This window comes from Dolichospermum sp. FACHB-1250, from assembly GCF_014696335.1.
GTDB classification, from domain to species: Bacteria; Cyanobacteriota; Cyanobacteriia; order Cyanobacteriales; family Nostocaceae; genus Dolichospermum; species Dolichospermum planctonicum.
Genome location: NZ_JACJPZ010000038.1, coordinates 1 through 20823, shown reverse-complemented (window position 1 = coordinate 20823; position 20823 = coordinate 1). Strand labels below are relative to the sequence as shown.

Sequence of the window (20823 nt, the reverse complement as noted above, 5' to 3'; positions counted from 1 at the left end):
CACAAATTGCTTATGTCCACCGTATATTTTCTTGGGTAGTTTTTGTTTTCCCATCTGGACAGTTTTATCTGTGTCTGTTATTTTTGCTGACGTTGGGTAGCAAACCAATTTTGTAATTGTTCTCGACAGTCTGATTCCAGAATACCTCCTAGCACTTTTAGACGGTGATTAGACGCAGGGTGATCAGGGATGTTGAGAACAGTCCGAATTGCGCCAGTTTTGGTATCGTCCACTCCATAGATCAATTTTCCCAATCGTGCATGAACTATAGCACCGGCACACATCGGACAGGGTTCTAGAGTGACATATAATGTACATTGATGCAAGCGCCAACTTTGTAAAATTTGACTAGCAGCGCGAATCGCCATAATTTCCGCGTGTGCGGTAGGGTCTTGATCCCGTTCTTTCCGGTTTTCTCCTACAGCAATCAGGTGGTTATTTGTGTTAACAATTACAGCACCAACGGGAACTTCACCCGCATCACCCGCTGCTCGTGCTAATTCTAGGGCGTGATTCATCCATTTTCTATGTATTAAATATTCTGGTAATTCCAGCATATATTTATATTTATTATTGATTTATATTTATTATTGTGGTCAGTTATTATTGATTTCAATTAGGTGCGTTACGAAGACAGCTAACGCACCCTACTATTTAAGGTAAATTACTCGGATCAATCCCCTGGGATTTTAAGTACGCTATTAGCCGTTCTTTCTCTTGACGTTCTTGTTCAGCCCGTTGACGTTCTTGTTCAGCCCGTTGACGTTCTTCTACAATCTTTTCTACAGACCAAGGTAGTAAATTACCTGCTTCATTCCACCACCTTAACCAATATCCAGTTCTAGCTTCTTTTTCCCCCCACCAAGTTCCCAAAAATAAGCCCATTGCGTCAATCCAATGTAGACCATTTTCATCGGGTTGTTTTAACTCGTAGCGACCATTCTCCAGTTGATATAATTCCAATAAACCGCCATCTGGATCAAAAATTACATAGATGGGAACTTGCAAAATTTGCTCGTAAAAAAACCATTTTCCCGGTGGATATGTGCGTTTAAAAGAATATTCTCCACCTTCCTGATCTGATAAAAATTCTATAACTATAGCGGGAATATCTCCTTCTAAATTCGGTGTGTAGCTTTTGCGTTCAGGTAAAATTTCTTTGACTGCGGGAATATATAACCAATCAGGTGCTTTAGCAATAAATTTACCGTCTAATGTCGCACATAAACCAAAATTCGAGGCTATCAACATCTGCGGTTGAATAAAACCCCCAATTTCTAAACTTTCTCGCAAAGCACCAGCCAAAAGTGGCTGTCCTGTATTTTCCACCGGTTCGTCCTCTAACTGAAAATCATCGGGTAAGGCTTCCCAAGAGATTACCAGTTCAGTGGGAGATTTGATTTCACTGATTTGGGTGATCATAATCACTGCCTCTGGTTGATTTGTTTTTATTTTATCTGATACAATATTAGAACAGCTAAAAATCAGGCGATCGCTATGATTATGATATAGCTATAAACTGTACTACATTTAAGTATAATTCTAGCGGTACTACATTTAAGTATAATTCTAGCGGTACTACATTTAAGTATAATTCTAGCGGGCAAGATGCCCGCACTACAACATCTAGTTAAATTTGGGTGATTTGGTTTATTTAAACCAAGTCATCATCAGTGTAAATAAAGAAGATCATCCAGTTGACCTTTCGTATCTAGACGATACAGATCATCACAACCGCCAATGTGTTGATTATTAATAAATATTTGGGGAACGCTGCGGCGATTATTAGCGCGTATGGACATACTTTCCCTGGCTATTTCATCACCGTCAATTTTGTATTCTGTAAAATTAACACCTTTCCACCATAGTAGCATTTTCGCACGGATGCAGTAGGGGCAAGTTTGCCAAGTATAAATCTCTACATTGGCTTTGACGCGCTCTGGATGACGACCGAGAAAGGAATTGAGAAAATTTAGCATATTGTTAATTGGGAAGTTTGGTTTTAATTAAATGTGATCCTCGATAGATCTTTGATATATCTTGTGCTTTTTTGACGTTTTTGTGCAAAACTTAGATTAGATCGGGATTAAATATCGCTCATTGCTTACTTATGAAGTCTAGGAAATTATTTACTATTGGACCTATTATATCTGGTATTGTCACACTGAAGTTAATATTTTCTCTAACTGCTTGTAGTGATCAACCGCAAACGCCAGGGGGTAAGGTTAATACTCCCCAAGGACAGGTTACTCGCGTGATCGGTCATCGCATTAAAAGCCGTGGTCAGCTTGTTTGTGGAATTAGCGGTGAATTACCGGGATTTAGTTTTGTGGGGACTGACGGTAAATATAGCGGTATTGATGTTGATATTTGTCGGGCTGTAGCAGCGGCGATATTTGATAATCCAGACGCAGTAGAATACCGTCCTCTTAACGCTAAAGAGAGATTTACAGCTTTACAAACTGGAGAAGTAGACATTTTGAGTCGCAATACCAGCTGGACTTTTAGCCGTGGGACTGCTCAGGGTTTAGAGTTTGCACCTGTGGTATTTTATGATGGTCAGGCGGTTATGGTGCGCAAAAATAGGAATATTAAATCTATTAAAGACCTGAAAGACAAAGCTATTTGTGTCCAAACAGGGACGACAACCGAACAGAATTTAGCAGACCAAATGCGGAAACGGGATTTGACTTATAAACCCGTTGTTTTTGAGGATGTGAATGTTACCTTTGCTACCTATGCAGAAGGACGTTGTGATGCTGTCACCACAGACCGTTCTGGTTTGGTTTCCCGGTACGCAACCCTACCGAAACCGGAAGATAACATCATTTTAGATGATATTCTTTCTTCTGAACCCCTGGCGCCAGCAGTTGCTAAGGGTGATACTCAATGGAGTGATATAGTTAAGTGGACTGTTTATGCTTTGATCAAAGGTGAAGAATTGGGAATTAATTCTCAAAATTTATCACAGTTTGCAAATAGTAAAGATCCCGATATTAAACGTTTTTTAGGAACAGAAGGAAACTTGGGAGCAGGAATTGGTTTAACAAATGATTTCGCAGCCAGAATTATTAAACACGTTGGTAATTATGGCGAAATTTATGAACGCAATTTGGGAACCAAGACAAAACTAAATCTCCCTCGTGGTCAAAATCAATTAGCGACAAAAGGAGGATTACTCTATTCCCCACCCTTCCGGTAATACTATAATACTAAATTAAAATAATGACTAATTCTAAACCTCCTTTATGGCGTGATCATCGTTTTTGGCAAAATGCTATTCAGTTAATTTTTGTATTTTTAGCAGTATTTATAGTCGTGATATTGTGGAGTAATGTCAGACGGAATTTACAGCAATTAGGAATTCAATTTGGATTTAATTTTCTCAAGCAACAAGCATCTTTTGATATTGGTGAAACTATCGTTAATTATCAACCAACGGATACTTATAATTATGCTTTATTAGTGGGATTAATTAATTCTTTACGAATAGCAATAATGAGTATCTTACTAACTACAATTGTGGGAATTACTGCGGGAATTTCTAGACTATCAGATAATTGGTTAGTCAGGAAGATTAGTTTTGTTTATGTGGAGATTTTTCGGAATACACCATTATTATTACAATTGCTATTTTGGTATTTTGCAATTTTCTTGAGTTTCCCCAAAGCCGAAAATAAAATTTCTGTTTTCGGTTTCGCTAACTTTAGTCAAAATGGCATTGAATTTCCTTGGTTTACCTTGTCTCCAGAGTTTTCTAGTTTGTTATTAGGGTTAACTTTTTACACGGGTGCGTTTATTGCGGAAATTGTGCGGGGGGGAATTAAATCAGTTCCTCAAGGACAATGGGAAGCAGCAACATCTCTGGGTTTAAAGCCAGGTTTAGCAATGCAATTGGTAATTTTTCCCCAAGCTTTAAGGGTGATTATTCCCCCATTAACTAGTCAATATCTCAGTTTAACAAAAAATTCCAGTTTAGCGATCGCTATCGGTTATCCTGATATTTATTTTGTTGCTTCTACTACTTTTAACCAAACTGGAAAAGCCGTGGAGGTAATGCTATTGATTATGATTACTTATCTGATTTTGAGTTTAGTTATTTCTCTAATTATGAATTTATTTAATCGTTCTGTTCAAATTCAGGAAAGATAAAAAATAGCAATTTTATTTGATTTGTGAACAGGATTTATTTTTTATCGAACCACAGAGGCACAGAGGCCACAGAGGAAGAGAGGAAGAGATTTTATGTTTATGGTACGCTATAGGAAAATATTTTATTTAGGATCTCTATGATGATTAAGTTTATTTGGTTAAGAGAAAATCTGTTTAATAATTGGTACAATTGTTTATTAACTGTTGTTTGTTCGATTTTTCTATTTTGGCTATTTCAAGGATTTGCAATTTGGTTAATTACTAAGGCACAATGGCAAGTAGTTGCAGTTAATTTACATTTATTTTTGGTGGGAAGGTTTCCCCAGAATTTATATTGGCGAATTTGGCTGGTTTTGGGAATATCTACAACTTTAACCGCAATTACTGGGGGTGCTTTTACTAAAGAAGCAATATTCACAAAACGCAATTCTCTAATTTTTGGTTTTATTGTTGGGGTTTTATTATTAATTTTACCTCTACCATTAACTAGTCGTTTGTCTTTATTATTAATTACAGGTTTAATAATTTTAGGTGTGATAATTGGTCAAAAATTTGCTCAAATTATCACACCTTGGCTTTCCCTAATGTGGTTATTATCCTTTCCGATAATTATCTGGTTAATTGGTGGTGGTTTAGGGTTACAAGCTGTATCTACAAATTTATGGAATGGTTTATTACTAACCCTATTAATAGCAATAATTAGTATTGTGCTTTCCTTCCCCATAGGAGTTTTACTCGCATTAGGAAGAACAAGTAATTTACCTGTAGTGCGGTGGTTTTCTATTCTTTATATTGAAATTGTCAGAGGATTACCATTAATTGGTATTTTGTTTTTAGCCCAAGTTATGTTACCTTTATTCTTACCAGCAGATTTGCGTTTAGATAGATTATTCAGAAGTATTGTGGGACTAATATTATTTAGTGGAGCATACATGGCCGAAAACGTGCGTGGAGGACTACAATCAATTTCCAGGGGACAAATAGAAGCAGGAAAAGCATTAGGATTAAATACACCCTTATTACTCACATTAGTAATATTACCTCAAGCATTACGCGCAGTTATTCCTGCAATTGTGGGTCAATTTATTGGCTTATTTAAAGATACATCTCTTTTATCATTAGTGGGATTAGTGGAATTAACAGGAATGGCACGTTCCATATTAGCCCAACCGCAATTTTTAGGAAGATATGCAGAAGTCTATTTATTTATTGGTTTGATTTATTGGCTATTTTGTTATTCAATGTCCTTAGCTGCTAAAAAATTAGAAAACCAATTAAATAACTAATTTTAATGAAACTTAATAAAACATCTATTCCTTTCTGACTCTGAGTCCTCTGTGCCTCTGTGGTTGGTTAAAAAAAATTCAAAAAAAAGTAAAATATGACAGAAAAAAACCCGATAATAATTGCCGAAAATACCCATAAATGGTATGGTAAATTTCATGTTCTCCAAAGAGTAAGCTGAACGCTTCTTCCTCTTTTACTCTGAGTCCTCTGTGCCTCTGTGGTTAGTTAAAAAAGATTCAAATTCAAAAAAGAGTAAAATATGACAGAAATAAAACCGATAATAATTGCCGAAAATGTCCATAAATGGTATGGTAAATTTCATGTTCTCCAAGGTATAAGTTTAAGTGTAGAAAGAGGAGAGGTAGTTGTTTTAATGGGTCCTTCTGGTTCAGGGAAATCAACTTTTATTCGTACGTTTAATGCTTTAGAAGCATATCAAAAAGGAATTATTAGTATTGACGGAATTATCCTCAGTCATGATTTAAGAAACATTGAAACAATTCGTCGAGAAGTGGGAATGGTATTTCAGCAATTTAACTTATTCCCCCATTTAACAGTTTTACAAAATATCACTTTAGCGCCAATATATGTCCGCAAAATATCCAAAGTAAAAGCGGAAGAATTAGCAATGCAATTATTAGAAAGAGTGGGAATTTTAGCACAAGCACAAAAATATCCCGGACAATTATCTGGTGGACAACAACAGCGAGTGGCTATAGCGCGTGCATTAGCAATGCAACCTAAGATTATGCTATTTGATGAACCGACATCAGCATTAGATCCAGAAATGGTGAGAGAAGTTTTAGATGTCATGGGAAATCTCGCTAGTGAGGGAATGACAATGGTAGTTGTTACCCATGAAGTGGGATTTGCGCGAGAAGTTGCTGATAGAGTGGTACTAATGGATAGCGGTTTATTAGTTGAATCTTCTACCCCCGACACTTTTTTTACTAATCCCAAAGAAGAGAGAACTAAGAAATTTTTATCACAAATTCTCTAAATTATCTCTACATTAATGAATGTGTTGGGTTTTGTTCTTCAACCCAACCTACACAATTTCAGGGTTAAATTTTTAATTCCCCAAAGAAGTCGACAAAATAATTAATTCTCCTTGTTCACCACCTGCGGCTAATAATTGTCCTTGGGAATGCCAAGATAGAGTAGAAAAACCTGCTTCTGTATCGGTAAAAATCTGTGATACTTCCCTATTTTCATCCCATAAACATAACCAACCGTCAGCACCAGCGGAAGCGAGAATCAAGCTTTGGGGTGCAAAAGATATTGCTTGAATAATATCCAGATGATTGGTTAATACTTGGGCTTCCCAACCCACAGATTCATCTACGGACTTATCCCATATTACTATACCTTCAACGCTGGAAGCAGCCAAAATTGGCGCACCTGTGGGGGTTTTGAGGTCTGACCAAGCTAGTTGACGAATTTTTCCCGGAAAGCCGCGCATGACCCAAGGATCAGGATTTTCCCATTGTAAAACGGTGAGAGTGCGATCCATATTTCCAGAGGCTAAATATTCACCATCACCTGACCAAATTGTTGTTATACTAGCGGTAGGCATGGAAAGGATAAATGGTTCTGCATTCCAATCTTGAGTAGACCAAATTTTTACACCTTTATAACCATTAATAGCCAAATATTTGCCATCTTTACGCCAGTCAATTCCTAAAATAGAGGAATCATTAAAGTTAAGAGTGACAACGACTTCTGATGTGTCTGCATCCCAAATTTGCACATAACGTCCTAAACTAAAAGCTAGTTGATTATTGGTATAACTCCATGCTAATTGATCAACCCAAACAGGTGCATTTTCTAAAGTTGTAATTAATTGATTTTCGCACCAAATTTTTACTTTTCCATCTTGTCCGCTAATGGCTATATATTTACCATCATGGGAAAATGCTAGACAATTTACTGCTTGATTTGTAGCTGTTTGTAAGGTAATTAATTGGTGATTTTCCCATAAAACAATTTCACCAGCAGCGGAACTAGCAGCCAGTATTTCTGCTTGAGAAGACCAAGCTAAAGCGGTGACATAATCTGTAAGTTTTGTGGAATAGTGTTGAGTAAATTCTGGAGATTTGCTGGTTGTTAGGTTCATATTTGTTATCTTTTATTGATCAGAAATACTAGGCGAATAGAAGTAGCTACTACACCATCAAAGTCCACCGAGGTGGACTAAGTTTACTAGATTTGTAACCCACTTATGTGGGTTTTGTCTGTATAGCTGTGAATTTTATTCACTTAACTCATACAAGCAAAGAAATCTTTTTTTAACTGTGCTTCATCTAAATTTCTCCCAATAAATACAAGTTCATTTTTGCGAGTTTCATTTGCTTTCCAAGGTCTATCTGCTTTACCTTCAAATATCATGTGTACTCCCTGAAAAACAAAGCGGTTATCTTCATTTTCAATATTCAAAATTCCCTTCATTCTGAAAATGTCTGTTCCTTGGGTTCTGAGTAATTCTGATAGCCAAACATTTAATTTTTCACCATTGATAGTCCCAGGTGATACTATAGCGACTGAATAAACACTTTCATCATGAACATGAGCATCTTCTCCTAAGAAATTAGGATCAATTTCTAAAGCATGATCTAAATCAAATGCTTTTACTCCTAATAAAGCTGACATTGCTAATTGAGAATTATGAGTGCGGTAAACTTTTGCCATTGCATTCATTGACCGAATCCGGGTTTCTAATTCATCTAAAACTTCTGCTGTAACTAAATCGGTTTTATTCAATAAAATCACATCAGCAAAAGCAATTTGTTCCTGGGCTTCGTCTGCTTCCCAATGTTGCCAAATATGCTTGGAATCAACAACTGTAACCACTGCATCTAATGACAATTGACTTTGCAAATCTTCGTCTACAAAAAAGGTTTGAATTACAGGTGCAGGATCAGCTAATCCAGTGGTTTCAATGACTAAATGATCAAACTTATCTCGACGTTTCATCAAGTTGCCAATAATGCGAATTAAATCACCTCTCACTGTACAACAAATACAGCCATTATTCATTTCAAATATTTCTTCATCCGCATCAATTACCAATTGATTATCAATACCTACTTCTCCAAATTCGTTAACAATGACGGCGACTTTTTTACCATGTTCATAGGTAAGAATGTGGTTTAATAAGGTGGTTTTACCAGCACCTAAATAGCCAGTTAAAACGGTTACTGGTATTGAACTAAATGTTTCTGAATTCATCATAATGTCAAAGCAACTTTGATAATCTTGCCTATGATAACCGATTTAAAAATGGTAGTATAAACTGAAAAACCTCTGCTGGAAATTCTTCATGAAGTCCTAAAGAACCAGGAACTACCACACTCTCTATTTTTGGTAAAGCTGCTAATGCGTCCATTTCCTGACGTGATTTTGTCGGACTAGATGCGCCAATAACTGCCATAATTGGTACAGACAAAGATTGAGCTAGAGAAAGAAATTCTGATTGAGTGTAAAATGTGTCAATATTACCTGTGACAAAAGCCGCTGAAGCAAATCTTGCTCCTGTTTTTTGGGTAGTTTGCCATTTATTGGCGATAAAATTGGGTGTAAGTTTGTCAGCATTACTAAAAACGTGACGAGTGTACATCCATCTTAAAAAAGATGGTGTTGTGTTGAGCTTATACAGGAATTGACCAATAATGGGAAATCTGATAATTCCCCGTACCATAGCCGCTATTTCCTGAGTTGCGCCCATTGTTGGTAAAGGTCCACGCCAAGTTGGGGCTATTAATACAACTTTGTTAAGTATTTGCGGTTCTTTAAACGCTAGTTCTAGAATATAACCAGCAGCATGACCGGCACCAATTACGGAAACTGTCGTATTAAATACAGATTTGACAAAATCCGCCAAAAATTGCTGATATATGACTGGTCTGTAATCTAAACCGAGTCGGGAAGAGTCACCAAACCCAGGCCAGTCTATGACTGTGACTTGAAAATGGGGTGCGAGTAGTCTGGCTAATTCTGCCATTTCTGCCCTGGTAGAAACGCTGCTAAAGGCTGGTAATAATAGAATGGGTGAACCTTGGCCAATGGTTTCATATACTATTCGTAATTCCTGATTTTCCCATTGCCAAGGATATTCCTGTACTTTACCACCAAATGCAGCAGCGGGATTTGTTAATAAATTAGTAGACATCTGATTAAGTTCATAATTAAAAAGAATTTACTTATTTCCTCATCTCTAACTTTCTAACTTACATTCTAAAGCTTTTTTTTGCATAGTTTTAAAAATGTTGTAAAAGCCATTAGCGCGAGAAGGCGTTAAGCTAACATTTAAGCCAGTTTCTTGAATGAAATCGGGAGTAAGTTGGACTATTTCTGTAGGTGTTGATCCATTTAATCCTTCTATCAATAATGCTAATAATCCTTTGGTTAATTGGGAATCAGAATCACCCTGAAATATTACTTTATCATCTGCTAAAGATGCGGTGACATATACTTGAGAAACACAACCGGGAACTTTGTTTTCTGGGAGTTTGTCAATTTCAGGAAACTCTTGCAGTTTTTGAGCGTACCATATTAACTGTTCATAGCGTCTTTTGGGTTCTGTAGCCCTTTGAAAGCGTTCGACAATTTTTTTCAGCGCAGGTGGTAAAGAGTTAAGAGTTGAGGACATGATCAAGTTCAGGAAGTAATTACTCTTATCTTACCAATTATCAGCCCTTCCAGATACCATAAGTATGATCAAACACTAAAACTGGCTATTCAGTACAAGGATTGTTTCTATTGTGAATTGCAAACAAATGTTAAATTTCGCTACAAAGTAAGCAATGATATAGATTTTTATTACCGAATATTTAGATGATATTGTTAAGTATCCCCAAATATCAGGAGTAAATTTAGATGTTAACTTCAACTTTGTTGGCTACAGCTACAACAACGTTAGAATGGAGTCCCAATATTGGCATCATTATGATTGTAGCCAATATTTTTGCGATCGCTGTGGGCAAATTTACCATTCAGCAGCCTAACGCTAAACCAGAATTACCAGCGCCTCAATTTTTCGGTGGTTTTGGTTTACCCGCTGTATTAGCAACTGCTTCTTTTGGACATATCTTGGGAGCCGGTATTATTTTAGGACTACATTACATTGGCAAAATCTAAATTTTGCTAACTGGAAATTAGAGGAAGGAAAATATATTTCCTCTCTCTTTTTCTCGGTATTACAGTGGTGCGGGCATCTTGCCCGCATTGTAGCTCATTCAAGCTGAACTTGCTGTATTTTTCGCGCCAAGCTGCAAGGTTGCAAAGTCGCAAAGTTTGAGATTTCAAATCTTGGTTTTTTCTAATTTAATTCAGTCACACCTAAATATTTAGTCAAGAACTTATGAGTACATTATCAAAAATACAAAAATTACCATCTCAATTAATTACACCAGAGAATTTTCAACCCTATGGACAGGTAATATATGTAAGTAAAGATGGCAAAAATTTTGATCAAGAAGATGCACAATTAAATTTACAAAATGGTATTCCCCGTTTTTATATTATGCGGTTACAGGAAAAAGGTAGAAAATTTCACCACATTACTCGTCATGTCAAATGTACTCAATGTTTGGGTTCTTTAGATGGTAAAGATTGGTTCATGGTAGTTTGTCCACCAAATAATCATATAAATGAGCCTGAATTATCAAAAATTGCGGCTTTTCAGATTCCCGGTAGTTGTTTTATTAAATTAGATGTGGGAACTTGGCACGCAGGACCATATTTTGATCATGAGTTTGTAGATTTTTATAATTTAGAATTAAGTGATACAAATTTAGTAGACCATTTTACCCATAATTATCTCAAAAGTCATAATTTGTCCTTTGAGATAATTTAAATACTCTTTTATTGGTTCATTATTAATGAAGTCTGAATAATTCTTTTTAGTGAATTTTCCTTCACTAATTCAGCAGCTTGGTTAACTTCTAACCATTTTCTTTCTCTTGCAGTGGCTTCTGGCCAATCTTCTAATACTTCTTCTACAGGTAATAAAAATAAATTTACTCGATAGATATTCCCCCGTTTTCGATATTTATAATTACCCAATTTTTCCGTTGTGACTCTACCTAAAACTCCCGCTTCTTCCCATGCTTCCTTTGCTGCTGACTCATGAGGACTCATACCTTTACAAAGTCCCCCTTTAGGAATCACCCAACCTTGACGTTTACGAGTTGTAATTAATAAAATTTCTACTTTTCCCTCTATTATTCTATAGGGAATAACTCCAGATTGTTGTAAAACTTTGCTGGTTTTCTGAGCCATGGTGGTAGATTCCTTTTCAACTACTATTTTCTGTTTTATGCGGATATTTGATGTTGATTTGATCCTAAAATAATCTTCAGGATAATTAACCTGATTATGGGCAATCTTTACTATAAATTCATCAATCTTTCACAAAAATCCGGGAAAATATCTGGCAACACCCTAATTAATCCTAATTAATATTTACTTGTTTTCATCACTTGATCACCCAAAATATGTTAAAATTCAACCAGAGTAAGCATTTTTTACTTAAACATACTCATGTTAGAAATTCTAGAAACCCGAATTTACGAACTGGAACAATTTGCTAATACCCTGGTTACTAACCAACTCACCCACTTAAGTATTGTGAGTATTGGCATTATTTTTACTGCGGGCTTGCTTACGAGTCTCACGCCCTGTATGCTGTCTATGTTGCCCATTACTATTGGCTATATTGGTGGTTATGAAGCTAAAACCCGCTTGCAAGCAGCAGTTCAATCAACTTGGTTTGCGTTAGGATTAGCAACTACACTGGCAGGAATGGGCATTATAGCAGGTTTAATAGGTAAAGTCTACGGTCAAATAGGAATTGGTTTACCAATTATTGTCAGTATTATTGCTATTATTATGGGATTAAACTTATTAGAAGCATTACCCATACAATTTCCTTCTTTAAATGACACTTGGATTTCTGAAGATTTGCCACCCGGAGTGCGTTCCTACTCCATTGGGTTAACATTTGGGTTGGTTGCTTCCCCCTGTAGCACACCAGTTTTAGCGAGTTTATTGGGTTGGGTTGCTAATAGCCAAGATTTAGTTTTAGGTGCTGTTTTACTACTTGCTTATACAGCGGGATATGTAGCTCCATTAATTTTAGCAGGTACGTTTACTGCTAGTATTAAAAAACTATTAGAATTGCGCCGTTGGTCTGGCTGGATAAATCCTGTTAGCGGGGCATTATTAGTAGGTTTTGGTGTTTTTTCCTTAGTTTCTCGTATCCCTATTAGTAGTTTCTAAATAATGACTTTAGATCAAACAACATCCACAGAATTAATTTGGTGGTTAATACCTGGGAAATTTATGCGGCGAAAAATTTTACCCATATTAACTGATTTACGTTTGGCAATTATCCTCTTATTAGTAATTGCCTTATTTAGTGTTAGTGGTACTGTCATTGAACAAGGACAATTACCTGCATTTTACCAATCTAACTATCCAGAACATCCCGCTTTATTTGGGTTTCTCACTTGGAAAGTTATTCAAGTAGTCGGGTTAGATCATGTATATCGAACTTGGTGGTTTTTGAGTTTATTAGTTCTATTTGGAACGAGTTTAACAGCTTGTACTTTTACTCGTCAATTACCAGCCCTGAAAGCTGCTCAAAAATGGAAATATTACGAAGAACCTCGCCAATTTCAAAAATTAGCTTTGAGTGCTGAATTAGATGGTGTTTCCCTACAGTCAATTATGCCAATTTTGCAGCAAAAAAGTTATCGAATTTTTCAAGAGAAAGATGATATTCTTTATGCTCGTAAAGGTATAATTGGTCGGATTGGTCCGATCATTGTTCACATTGGTATTGTCGCCATTTTATTAGGCGGAATTTGTGGATCAATGACGGGATTTATGGCTCAAGAAATGATTTCTAGTGGGGATACATTCCAAGTAAAAAATATTGTTGATGCTGGTGCTTGGTCTTCTCAAGATGTGTTAAAAGATTGGTCTGTGCGTGTCAATCGCTTTTGGATTGATTACACACCAACGGGAGGAATTGACCAATTTTATTCAGATATGTCTGTGCTGAATAATCGGGGTGAAGAAGTTAATCATGAGAAGATTTATGTTAACAAACCTCTGCGTTATCATGGTGTAGTTTTCTATCAAACAGATTGGGGAATTTCCAGCGTTCAGGTAAGATTAAATAAAAGTCCAATTTTCCAATTACCAATGGCACAATTAGACACCAAAGGTAAAGGTAGAATTTGGGGAACTTGGATACCAACAAAACCTGATTTAAGCGAAGGTGTTTCCCTATTAGCCAAAGATTTACAAGGAATGGTATTAATTTATGATGCTCAAGGTAAATTAATTAATACTGTGCGTGCAGGAATGTCTATCCCTGTAAATGGAGTCAATTTAAAAATTATTGATGTCATTGGTAGTACAGGTTTACAAATTAAATTTGATCCTGGTATTCCCATTGTTTATACTGGCTTTGGTTTATTAATGTTGGGTGTAGTCATGAGTTATTTTTCCCATTCCCAAATTTGGGCTTTACAAAAAGGTGAGACTTTATATATTGGGGGTAAAACTAACCGCGCTCAAGTTGCATTTGAACAAGAAGTTTTGACAATTTTAGATCAACTTAGTTCGGTCAGCAAAATAGAAAAAGGTGAATAATTTTGTAGGTTGGGTTGAGGCTTTGGGAAATCCAAAAAAATCTCGAAAATGTTGGTTTTTATTCTTCAACCCAACCTACTAATTGCTTATACTAATAAATTAAACTGGGTTGAGTATTTCTAACCGCATTTGTTCAATTAATTGATGTAAATTACCTGTATTCAAACGGTAGCTTAAAGGGTGAACAATTAACCGCGCTGTACTTTCATACAAAGTGGCAATTTCAATTAAACCATTTTCCTTTAAAGTTTTGCCTGTGGAAACTAAATCAACAATTGCTTCTGACATTCCCGTAATTGGACCCAATTCCACAGAACCATACAAAGGGACAATTTCTATGGGTAAATCTAAACCTTGGAAATATTCTCGCGCACAATTTACATATTTAGAAGCAACCCGACCATGTGCGGGTAAATCTAAAGGAGATTTGTAAGAACTGTTTGCTTTTACAGCCACAGACATTCGACAATATCCAAACTTTAAATCTACTAATTGCGCTACTTGGGGCTGTTTTTCTCTAATAACATCGTAACCCACAACTCCCAACTGTGCTTGACCATATTCTACATAAACAGGCACATCTTGCGCTCGGACTAACAGCCCTTTGGCTTGTCCACTAGTATCAGGAATTTGCAATTGACGGTTTCCTGATTCTAAGAAAGCACTAAAATCTAATCCCACAGATTGTAATAGCTGAAGAGTAGGTTTAAGTAATACACCTTTTGGTATGGCAACAGTTAACATTCTTTTTTTGATGTCCTTAATGTGTTTATAATTCACTATATTGAGAATATATCTATATTGTCCATTACCAACAAAATGAAAATTTTATTAGTTGATGATGAAATTGAACTAACTGACCCTTTAAGTCGTCTTTTAACCCGTGAAGGTTACAGTGTTGATACTACTTATGATGGCATCAGTGGCAGCAATTTGACAAAAATAGGCAGTTATGATCTACTGATTTTAGATTGGATGTTACCAGGAAAAACGGGGTTGGAGATTTGCCAGGAATTACGTTCTCAAGGTAAAACAACTCCTGTGTTATTTCTGACGGCCAAAGATACTCTTGATGATAGAGTTCAAGGTTTAGACGCGGGTGCTGATGATTATTTGGTAAAACCTTTTGAATTGCGGGAATTACTAGCAAGAGTTCGGGCTTTATTGCGTCGTGGTGGTACAGAATCTCATAGCAATATAACGGGAAAATTAATTGTAGGAGATTTAGAACTTGATATCCAAAATCAAATAGCTTATCGTCACGGAAGAATGATTGAACTCTCGCAAAAAGAAAGTCAGTTATTACAATACTTTATGGAAAACACTGGACAATTATTAACTCATGCCCAAATTTTACAGCATTTATGGCAACATGAGGAACAACCTAATAGTAATGTTGTTCCCGCTTTAATTCGTCTGTTGCGTCGTAAGGTAGAAGTAGGGAATAAAACTCAACTTATTTATACTGTTTATGGGAAAGGTTATCGTTTTGGAAGTATTTTCATTGAATGAACTGAGAAGTTTTGGCGGTTAGAAACCGCGTCTACATAAATAAAACCCCCTAACCCCCTTGACTAAGAGAAAAGAGGGTATTTAAAGGTCTCTCCTCTAAGCCAGGAGAGGTTTACAAAAGGGTTTTATTTATACATTTGATGACTTTTCAAACATCTATTAAGACCAAGAATCTAAATCTAGAGATTGCATGCCTTGACTTTTCACATAATCTAGCAAACCTCCTAATTGCCACCAAAGAAATACACAAGTTAACAAACTTATTGGTAAACCCACACCCAAAGCCAGTTCAGAGGGAAAACCGAATATCTCTAAACCGCAAGCAAGAAATAAACAAACACCACTTGTAATACCAATAAATGGGACTAATAATTGTTTATAAAAAGAACGAGTATTAGTATTTTCTTGAGTAGACTTATCATCAGGCCATTGCTGGACAATTACTTTTAATGTCCCAGATAGAGCCAGACCAGAAGTTAAAGCCGTGAGAAAACCAACTAATAGTAAAAAGTAGGGCGGTTGTAAAGGGTAATAGTACATGAAAACTCCTGGTTGTTATTAAAATTCGTTTTTATTTGGTAACAAATTACTTTGCTAAAATAGCTGCTACACTTTCTTTGGAAAACTCTGTTAACAGGCTAATTGCCACATTTAGTAAGCGATTTGGTGGTAAATCATCCTTGACCAAATCCCATAAGCGTTGGACTTCTTCCGTGTGTAAACGGTCATCTTCGGTCAGGGCTAATACCAACTGACGACGTAAGAATTTACCTTCTTCTGAGAGTATAAATTCCAGACCCATTCGCGCTGTTGGTAAAACATCAAATTGACTATCAGTACGAGCAATGGTAATCAGGTTTTCTAACCGTTGCCATTGAAATTTACCATCTTTAAACAATACATTCAATAGCCGCCGCCGTAGTGCGGGAGATTCTCCAGTTAATAACCGCCGTGCTATGTAAGGATAACCAACTTCTACGATTTTGAAATTGGGGTTGAGACTTAGCGCAATACCCTCTTGTGTCACGAGAGAACGAATAATTAAAGCAAATTTCGCCGGGACACGGAAAGGATATTCATACATCAATTCCGAAAACTCATCAGTAATGGTTTTGAAGTTAAAGTCATTGACATTTTTACCAATAGCGTTTCCTAGTACGGCTTCCAATGCTGGTACAATGGGGGCAATATTGGTATTTGCAGTTAAAAAGCCCAATTTGACAAAATCTGCTGCTAAATCGGCGTAATCCTTGTTTACTAAATGCACTAAGGCATCAACTAAACTTTCTTTGGTTGTTTCCTCCAATTGATCCATCATGCCAAAATCAATGTAAGCCATGCGACCATCGGACATGGCGAACAAATTACCTGGATGAGGATCAGCATGAAAAAAACCATGCTCTAATAGTTGTTGTAACCCAGTAGTTACACCTATTTGAATAATTGCTTCTGGGTCTAAACCTACGGCTTGGATATTTTGAGTGTCTGTGAGTTTAAAGCCGTTAATCCATTCCAGAGTTAAAACATGATTACTGGTATAATTCCAATAAATACCTGGAACTTTTACTTGGGGGTCATTACGGAAATTATGGGCAAACTTTTCCGCATTGCGCCCTTCATTGATGTAATCAATTTCCTCAAATAACTTTGTGCCAAACTCGTCTACAATTAAAGTTAAATCGTGACCGAGATTCAGTGGTAGCCAGGGTGCGAGCCAACTGGCAACCCAACGCATGAGGTACAGGTCTTTTGTCAGTAAGGGGCGTAAATTGGGGCGTTGTACCTTCACAGCCACTTCTTCTCCACTGACCAGGCACCCGTGGTAGACTTGACCTAAACTGGCCGCTGCTACCGGCTGAGGGGAAAGATCGCGGAAAATCTCGCCAATGGAGCGATCTAACTCTGTTTCAATAATCTGATATGCTAGAGCATTATCAAAAGGTGGTAACTGGTCTTGTAGCTTTACTAGTTCTGCTAAAAAGTCTTTGCGGATTAAGTCAGGACGGGTTGAGAGAGCTTGACCAACTTTAATAAATGTCGGACCTAAACGGGTGAGTAAATTTCTTAACTCAATAGCTCTTTGTCCTTGATTTTCTTCGATTTGTTCTTGCCATTCGTCCCACTTGAGACTAAATACAAATCCCGCAAAAGACCAGATGATGCTCAGTAGTCGTCCCCAAACCAGCCAGGGACGGTAACGAAAGTAACGAGCGATCGCTTCTGGATTATACTGTTTTAATTCAGTAGATTGATACTGACCCACGCCTTTATTTGCCTCTCCAACTGGGAATTTTACACCGTCGCCATGATCCCGTGCTAACTTAGTTGTTTGTACAGGATCACGGTAGTTTTCTCTTGAGAAAAAAACTTTAACCGCATCTAGCAGCAGTAGCTAACTAACTGAGCCTCTTGAGCTAGATATATTGATATTTTTCTTAATTATACTTTATAAAAGTACAAACTTTTTGTGTATATTGGTGACATTTTATCATTTCTTAATGACTAAACCTTTTCTATAATGTAGTTAATTTTGTCACCACTCAGTAAAAAATCTGAATTAGTTATGCAAATCACTAATAGTGAAATCCAAGCTATGCGGGAATTAATGCCCGATTATACCCCTGGACCCCGAAGCAATGGATCATTTAGAAAGGCACAATGGCGACATGGAAAGGGCTTTTCAAGATTTATGGCAGGCAAAAAATGGTCAAGCTATGATGGGGAGAGATAAGTCACCGTTACAAATCACCCTCAAAGCCTTGCGAAATGAACTTTGTGGTGATGACGGGTTTCGTGGTCAAATCAAAGAATATACCAAAAATCCCAGTAGTTCTCCTTTACTCACTGGTGTGATAGTTTTCTGAGTGGGTTTAGCTTCATCCAGTGGTTTACCTCTTGATCCGGCGATCGCCACTGTGATAGTTTTATATATCCTGAAAATAGGGGTCAATATCTTTTGCGATTACACAGAACCGCCGGCTGCTAGTGGTGGAACTTTACCCCCAGCCAAATAATTTATGATGTAGGGGCGGGATTTCCCCGTCCTGGAAGTTTAGGAATTTAGGTAAAAATATTCACAAATAACTCAAGTTATGAATACAGACGTTTTGCATTTTTTACAAGAATCACATAAACAGGATTTGGAAACAATCACTCAAATTTTGGTTGATATAACTAACCGTAATCCTGAAGAAATTAAACCATATTTAGATAGAATACTAACGCAATTGGTAAAACCGCAACAAGAAACTCAGGTTGATGAAACTGCTACTCCAGAACAAAAGATAGCTGCATTTCAAGCATGGGTAGAGAGTCACAAAAATCTGAATTTCCCAAACCTTTCTGATGAAGCAATCAGCCGCGAAAGTATTTATGGTGACAGGGGTTAAATGCCTTATCTTATAGACACAAATATATTATTACGTAGCGTTGATTTATCTCATCCCATGAATAGTGATGCTGTCAATGCTATCAATAAATTGCTAGGCCAGGGAGAAACATTACATATCGTCCCGCAAAACTTAATTGAGTTTTGGAATGTTTACACTCGTCCCATTGAGAGAAATGGATTAGGACGTACAGCAATAGAAGCAGAAGTAGAAATAAAACGATTAAAAACTATTTTTCATCTTGCTTTAGACACCGAAGCAGTTTATTCAGAATGGGAAGGGCTTGTTATTACTCATTCTGTTATTGGTATCAATGTGCATGATGCGAAACTTGTAGCTGCAATGCTTGTTCATGGGATAACTCACATTCTGACATTTAACACCAAGGATTTTGCTCGTTACTCGGAAATAATAGCTGTTAATCCCACAAAGATAGCGTCTGAATGAATCTGAAAACTCTATCTTTTAGCATCACTCTGGTAATCTCTCTAAATTCTCCCTCGCAATATTCCCCCAATATTCATCTTTATATTCAATATATATCTCTAAGGCTGTTTGTAAATTTACCCTTGCTTCTGTATAATCTTCCTGTGCCTCTGCAAGTGTGCTTAAACAGTGGTAGGTTTTAGCTTGAGAATAGCGATCGCCAAATTCGATATAGATAGCTAAAGCTTGTTGATAAAAGTCCCGTGCTTGGGCATATTCCCCCATTTCTTGGGCTAATATTCCTAACTGTTGGTAGGTACTAGCTTGAAAAAAGCGATCGCCAAATTCGATATAGATAGCTAAAGCTTTTTGATAAAAGTCCCGTGCTTGGGCATATTCTCGCATTTCTTGGGCTAATATTCCTAACTGGTGGTAAGTTGAGGCTTGAGAATATCTATCCCCAAATTCGATATAGATAGCTAAAGCTTGTTGATAAAAGTCCCGTGCTTGGGCATATTCCCGCATTTCTTCGGCTACTCTTCCCAATTGGTGGTAGATTCTAGCTTGAGAATAGCGATCGCCAAATTCGATACAGATAGCTAAAGCTTGTTGATAAAAGTCCCGTGCTTGGGCATATTCTCGCATTTCTTGGGCTAATATTCCCAAATTGTGGTAGGTTGCGGCTTGAGAAAAGCGATCGCCAAATTCGATACAGATAGCTAAAGCTTGTTGATAAAAGTCCCGTGCTTGGGCATATTCCCGCATTTCTTGGGCTAATATTCCCAACTGGTTGTAGGTTCGAGATTCGTTATCATGATCATCTAACTCTTGATAAATTGCTAAACACTGTTGATAATATTTCCTAGCTTCTAAAAATTGCCGTAAATCGAAATAAGCATTACCTAATTTAAACAAAGCATAACTTTCACCATTACGGTTATTTAATTCTTGGGCAATATTTAAACCCTGTTGATAATAATTAATCGCTGTTGCAAATTTTCTTTCCTCAGCAAAAGCATCACCAATTTCATTCAAAACCTGACGCTTAAAATTAACATCTGCTAATTTTTCCGCATTTTGCAAAGCTTCTGCTAAATATTCCCTCGCTGTTTTCGGTTGATGCTGACTAATATAAGCTGTTCCCAATTCTAATAAAATATTGCTATACCTGCGTAAATTACCATCATTCGTTTGCTCACCAGTAGGCTTATATTCCATTAATAAACTTTGTAAAATCTCAATTATTTCTTGCTTTTACTGTGGTTCTACTCTATCAATTTTTATACAGCAGTTTCCGAAGTTATGAGGTACAGTTAGTAATAATAAAGATAATACTGTCATGAAAGCATATTCAGTGGATCTCCGAGAAAAAATAGTTGCAGCCCATATTGAGGAA

The 20823-nt window shown here is 36.8% G+C and carries 23 protein-coding genes and 1 pseudogene; 12 read left to right on the top strand and 12 right to left on the bottom strand.

Translation table 11 applies throughout. The features are described from left to right. Positions 1–77 precede the first annotated feature (77 nt). From tadA to grxC, 3 genes are all read right to left on the bottom strand, one after another. Positions 78–518, bottom strand: coding sequence for a tRNA adenosine(34) deaminase TadA (gene tadA / locus H6F39_RS14185; RefSeq protein ID WP_206753555.1), 441 nt, complete (start codon positions 516–518; stop codon positions 78–80). Positions 519–654: 136 nt separating this feature from the next. Then, positions 655–1422, bottom strand: coding sequence for a Uma2 family endonuclease (locus tag H6F39_RS14180; protein WP_137906498.1), 768 nt, complete (start codon positions 1420–1422; stop codon positions 655–657). A 248-nt stretch (positions 1423–1670) separates the two neighbouring features. Beyond that, the gene (gene grxC, locus H6F39_RS14175; RefSeq protein WP_137906497.1) at positions 1671–1979 is read right to left on the bottom strand and encodes a glutaredoxin 3; all 309 of its coding nucleotides are present in this window, start codon (positions 1977–1979) and stop codon (positions 1671–1673) included. 131 nt (positions 1980–2110) lie between these two features. On the opposite strand from grxC, the gene H6F39_RS14170 reads away from it, so the two are divergent. From H6F39_RS14170 to H6F39_RS14155, 4 genes are all read left to right on the top strand, one after another. Beyond that, positions 2111–3202 carry an amino acid ABC transporter substrate-binding protein gene (locus H6F39_RS14170; protein ID WP_190396895.1) on the top strand — a complete coding sequence of 364 codons (1092 nt, stop codon included), beginning with the start codon at positions 2111–2113 and terminating at the stop codon, positions 3200–3202. Positions 3203–3225: 23 nt separating this feature from the next. Further along, complete coding sequence (locus tag H6F39_RS14165; RefSeq protein WP_137906495.1) at positions 3226–4152, top strand: amino acid ABC transporter permease; 927 nt, start codon at positions 3226–3228, stop codon at positions 4150–4152. 140 nt (positions 4153–4292) lie between these two features. Then, positions 4293–5438, top strand: a complete 1146-nt coding sequence (locus H6F39_RS14160; protein WP_137906540.1) for an amino acid ABC transporter permease — start codon at positions 4293–4295, stop codon at positions 5436–5438. A gap of 260 nt (positions 5439–5698) precedes the next feature. After that, positions 5699–6439 carry an amino acid ABC transporter ATP-binding protein gene (locus H6F39_RS14155; RefSeq protein ID WP_137906494.1) on the top strand — a complete coding sequence of 247 codons (741 nt, stop codon included), beginning with the start codon at positions 5699–5701 and terminating at the stop codon, positions 6437–6439. 72 nt (positions 6440–6511) lie between these two features. Here the strand turns inward: H6F39_RS14155 and H6F39_RS14150 are convergent, their stop codons facing one another. From H6F39_RS14150 to H6F39_RS14135, 4 genes are all read right to left on the bottom strand, one after another. Further along, the gene (locus H6F39_RS14150; protein ID WP_190396894.1) at positions 6512–7555 is read right to left on the bottom strand and encodes a WD40 repeat domain-containing protein; all 1044 of its coding nucleotides are present in this window, start codon (positions 7553–7555) and stop codon (positions 6512–6514) included. Positions 7556–7698: 143 nt separating this feature from the next. Then, the gene (locus H6F39_RS14145; RefSeq protein WP_190396893.1) at positions 7699–8670 is read right to left on the bottom strand and encodes a GTP-binding protein; all 972 of its coding nucleotides are present in this window, start codon (positions 8668–8670) and stop codon (positions 7699–7701) included. A 28-nt stretch (positions 8671–8698) separates the two neighbouring features. Continuing rightward, positions 8699–9607 (bottom strand): alpha/beta fold hydrolase, encoded by a 909-nt coding sequence (locus H6F39_RS14140; RefSeq protein ID WP_190371083.1) that lies wholly within the window; start codon positions 9605–9607, stop codon positions 8699–8701. A gap of 45 nt (positions 9608–9652) precedes the next feature. Then, on the bottom strand, positions 9653–10087 hold the full coding sequence (locus H6F39_RS14135) for a SufE family protein (protein WP_137906490.1): 435 nt from the start codon (positions 10085–10087) through the stop codon (positions 9653–9655). Positions 10088–10314: 227 nt separating this feature from the next. Between H6F39_RS14135 and psaK the strand changes: the two genes are divergently transcribed. Both psaK and H6F39_RS14125 read left to right on the top strand, forming a co-directional pair. Continuing rightward, positions 10315–10575 (top strand): photosystem I reaction center subunit PsaK, encoded by a 261-nt coding sequence (gene psaK, locus H6F39_RS14130; RefSeq protein ID WP_028083052.1) that lies wholly within the window; start codon positions 10315–10317, stop codon positions 10573–10575. A 223-nt stretch (positions 10576–10798) separates the two neighbouring features. Then, positions 10799–11293, top strand: a complete 495-nt coding sequence (locus H6F39_RS14125) for an ureidoglycolate lyase (protein WP_190371082.1) — start codon at positions 10799–10801, stop codon at positions 11291–11293. 8 nt (positions 11294–11301) lie between these two features. On the opposite strand, the gene H6F39_RS14120 is transcribed toward H6F39_RS14125, so the two are convergent. After that, positions 11302–11718: an NUDIX hydrolase gene (locus tag H6F39_RS14120; protein ID WP_137906488.1), complete on the bottom strand. Its 417-nt coding sequence runs from the start codon at positions 11716–11718 to the stop codon at positions 11302–11304. Between the two features lie 261 nt (positions 11719–11979). Between H6F39_RS14120 and H6F39_RS14115 the strand changes: the two genes are divergently transcribed. After that, complete coding sequence (locus tag H6F39_RS14115) at positions 11980–12717, top strand: cytochrome c biogenesis protein CcdA (RefSeq protein WP_137906487.1); 738 nt, start codon at positions 11980–11982, stop codon at positions 12715–12717. A 3-nt stretch (positions 12718–12720) separates the two neighbouring features. Further along, complete coding sequence (locus tag H6F39_RS14110; RefSeq protein ID WP_190396892.1) at positions 12721–14100, top strand: cytochrome c biogenesis protein; 1380 nt, start codon at positions 12721–12723, stop codon at positions 14098–14100. A gap of 99 nt (positions 14101–14199) precedes the next feature. Here H6F39_RS14110 and hisG read toward each other — a convergent pair whose 3' ends face one another. Beyond that, positions 14200–14844, bottom strand: coding sequence for an ATP phosphoribosyltransferase (gene hisG / locus H6F39_RS14105; RefSeq protein WP_137906539.1), 645 nt, complete (start codon positions 14842–14844; stop codon positions 14200–14202). A gap of 75 nt (positions 14845–14919) precedes the next feature. On the opposite strand from hisG, the gene rppA reads away from it, so the two are divergent. Continuing rightward, the gene (rppA, locus tag H6F39_RS14100; protein WP_137906485.1) at positions 14920–15612 is read left to right on the top strand and encodes a two-component system response regulator RppA; all 693 of its coding nucleotides are present in this window, start codon (positions 14920–14922) and stop codon (positions 15610–15612) included. A 159-nt stretch (positions 15613–15771) separates the two neighbouring features. Here rppA and H6F39_RS14095 read toward each other — a convergent pair whose 3' ends face one another. Together H6F39_RS14095 and H6F39_RS14090 are read right to left on the bottom strand one after the other, a co-directional pair. Continuing rightward, positions 15772–16152, bottom strand: coding sequence for a hypothetical protein (locus tag H6F39_RS14095; RefSeq protein ID WP_137906484.1), 381 nt, complete (start codon positions 16150–16152; stop codon positions 15772–15774). Positions 16153–16198: 46 nt separating this feature from the next. After that, positions 16199–17875 carry an AarF/UbiB family protein gene (locus H6F39_RS14090; RefSeq protein ID WP_190371080.1) on the bottom strand — a complete coding sequence of 559 codons (1677 nt, stop codon included), beginning with the start codon at positions 17873–17875 and terminating at the stop codon, positions 16199–16201. 300 nt (positions 17876–18175) lie between these two features. Between H6F39_RS14090 and H6F39_RS14085 the strand changes: the two are divergent. The 3 genes and pseudogenes from H6F39_RS14085 (at position 18176) to H6F39_RS14075 (ending at position 19448) form a co-directional block, all read left to right on the top strand. Then, positions 18176–18626, top strand: a pseudogene (locus H6F39_RS14085) (hypothetical protein). 78 nt (positions 18627–18704) lie between these two features. After that, the gene (locus tag H6F39_RS14080; protein ID WP_051347516.1) at positions 18705–19001 is read left to right on the top strand and encodes a hypothetical protein; all 297 of its coding nucleotides are present in this window, start codon (positions 18705–18707) and stop codon (positions 18999–19001) included. Further along, positions 19002–19448 (top strand): type II toxin-antitoxin system VapC family toxin, encoded by a 447-nt coding sequence (locus tag H6F39_RS14075; protein ID WP_137906482.1) that lies wholly within the window; start codon positions 19002–19004, stop codon positions 19446–19448. A 24-nt stretch (positions 19449–19472) separates the two neighbouring features. On the opposite strand, the gene H6F39_RS14070 is transcribed toward H6F39_RS14075, so the two are convergent. Then, a complete protein-coding gene (locus H6F39_RS14070) occupies positions 19473–20645 on the bottom strand; it encodes a tetratricopeptide repeat protein (protein WP_242028650.1) in 1173 nt (390 codons plus the stop codon). Positions 20646–20823: the final 178 nt, after the last annotated feature.

Coding starts and splice junctions, on each gene's coding strand:
- tadA (WP_206753555.1), bottom strand. CDS start 518: ATGAATCACGCCCTAGAATTAGCACGAGCAGCGGGTGATGCGGGTGAA.
- H6F39_RS14180 (WP_137906498.1), bottom strand. CDS start 1,422: ATGATCACCCAAATCAGTGAAATCAAATCTCCCACTGAACTGGTAATC.
- grxC (WP_137906497.1), bottom strand. CDS start 1,979: ATGCTAAATTTTCTCAATTCCTTTCTCGGTCGTCATCCAGAGCGCGTC.
- H6F39_RS14170 (WP_190396895.1), top strand. CDS start 2,111: ATGAAGTCTAGGAAATTATTTACTATTGGACCTATTATATCTGGTATT.
- H6F39_RS14165 (WP_137906495.1), top strand. CDS start 3,226: ATGACTAATTCTAAACCTCCTTTATGGCGTGATCATCGTTTTTGGCAA.
- H6F39_RS14160 (WP_137906540.1), top strand. CDS start 4,293: ATGATTAAGTTTATTTGGTTAAGAGAAAATCTGTTTAATAATTGGTAC.
- H6F39_RS14155 (WP_137906494.1), top strand. CDS start 5,699: ATGACAGAAATAAAACCGATAATAATTGCCGAAAATGTCCATAAATGG.
- H6F39_RS14150 (WP_190396894.1), bottom strand. CDS start 7,555: ATGAACCTAACAACCAGCAAATCTCCAGAATTTACTCAACACTATTCC.
- H6F39_RS14145 (WP_190396893.1), bottom strand. CDS start 8,670: ATGATGAATTCAGAAACATTTAGTTCAATACCAGTAACCGTTTTAACT.
- H6F39_RS14140 (WP_190371083.1), bottom strand. CDS start 9,607: ATGTCTACTAATTTATTAACAAATCCCGCTGCTGCATTTGGTGGTAAA.
- H6F39_RS14135 (WP_137906490.1), bottom strand. CDS start 10,087: ATGTCCTCAACTCTTAACTCTTTACCACCTGCGCTGAAAAAAATTGTC.
- psaK (WP_028083052.1), top strand. CDS start 10,315: ATGTTAACTTCAACTTTGTTGGCTACAGCTACAACAACGTTAGAATGG.
- H6F39_RS14125 (WP_190371082.1), top strand. CDS start 10,799: ATGAGTACATTATCAAAAATACAAAAATTACCATCTCAATTAATTACA.
- H6F39_RS14120 (WP_137906488.1), bottom strand. CDS start 11,718: ATGGCTCAGAAAACCAGCAAAGTTTTACAACAATCTGGAGTTATTCCC.
- H6F39_RS14115 (WP_137906487.1), top strand. CDS start 11,980: ATGTTAGAAATTCTAGAAACCCGAATTTACGAACTGGAACAATTTGCT.
- H6F39_RS14110 (WP_190396892.1), top strand. CDS start 12,721: ATGACTTTAGATCAAACAACATCCACAGAATTAATTTGGTGGTTAATA.
- hisG (WP_137906539.1), bottom strand. CDS start 14,844: ATGTTAACTGTTGCCATACCAAAAGGTGTATTACTTAAACCTACTCTT.
- rppA (WP_137906485.1), top strand. CDS start 14,920: ATGAAAATTTTATTAGTTGATGATGAAATTGAACTAACTGACCCTTTA.
- H6F39_RS14095 (WP_137906484.1), bottom strand. CDS start 16,152: ATGTACTATTACCCTTTACAACCGCCCTACTTTTTACTATTAGTTGGT.
- H6F39_RS14080 (WP_051347516.1), top strand. CDS start 18,705: ATGAATACAGACGTTTTGCATTTTTTACAAGAATCACATAAACAGGAT.
- H6F39_RS14075 (WP_137906482.1), top strand. CDS start 19,002: ATGCCTTATCTTATAGACACAAATATATTATTACGTAGCGTTGATTTA.
- H6F39_RS14070 (WP_242028650.1), bottom strand. CDS start 20,645: ATGGAATATAAGCCTACTGGTGAGCAAACGAATGATGGTAATTTACGC.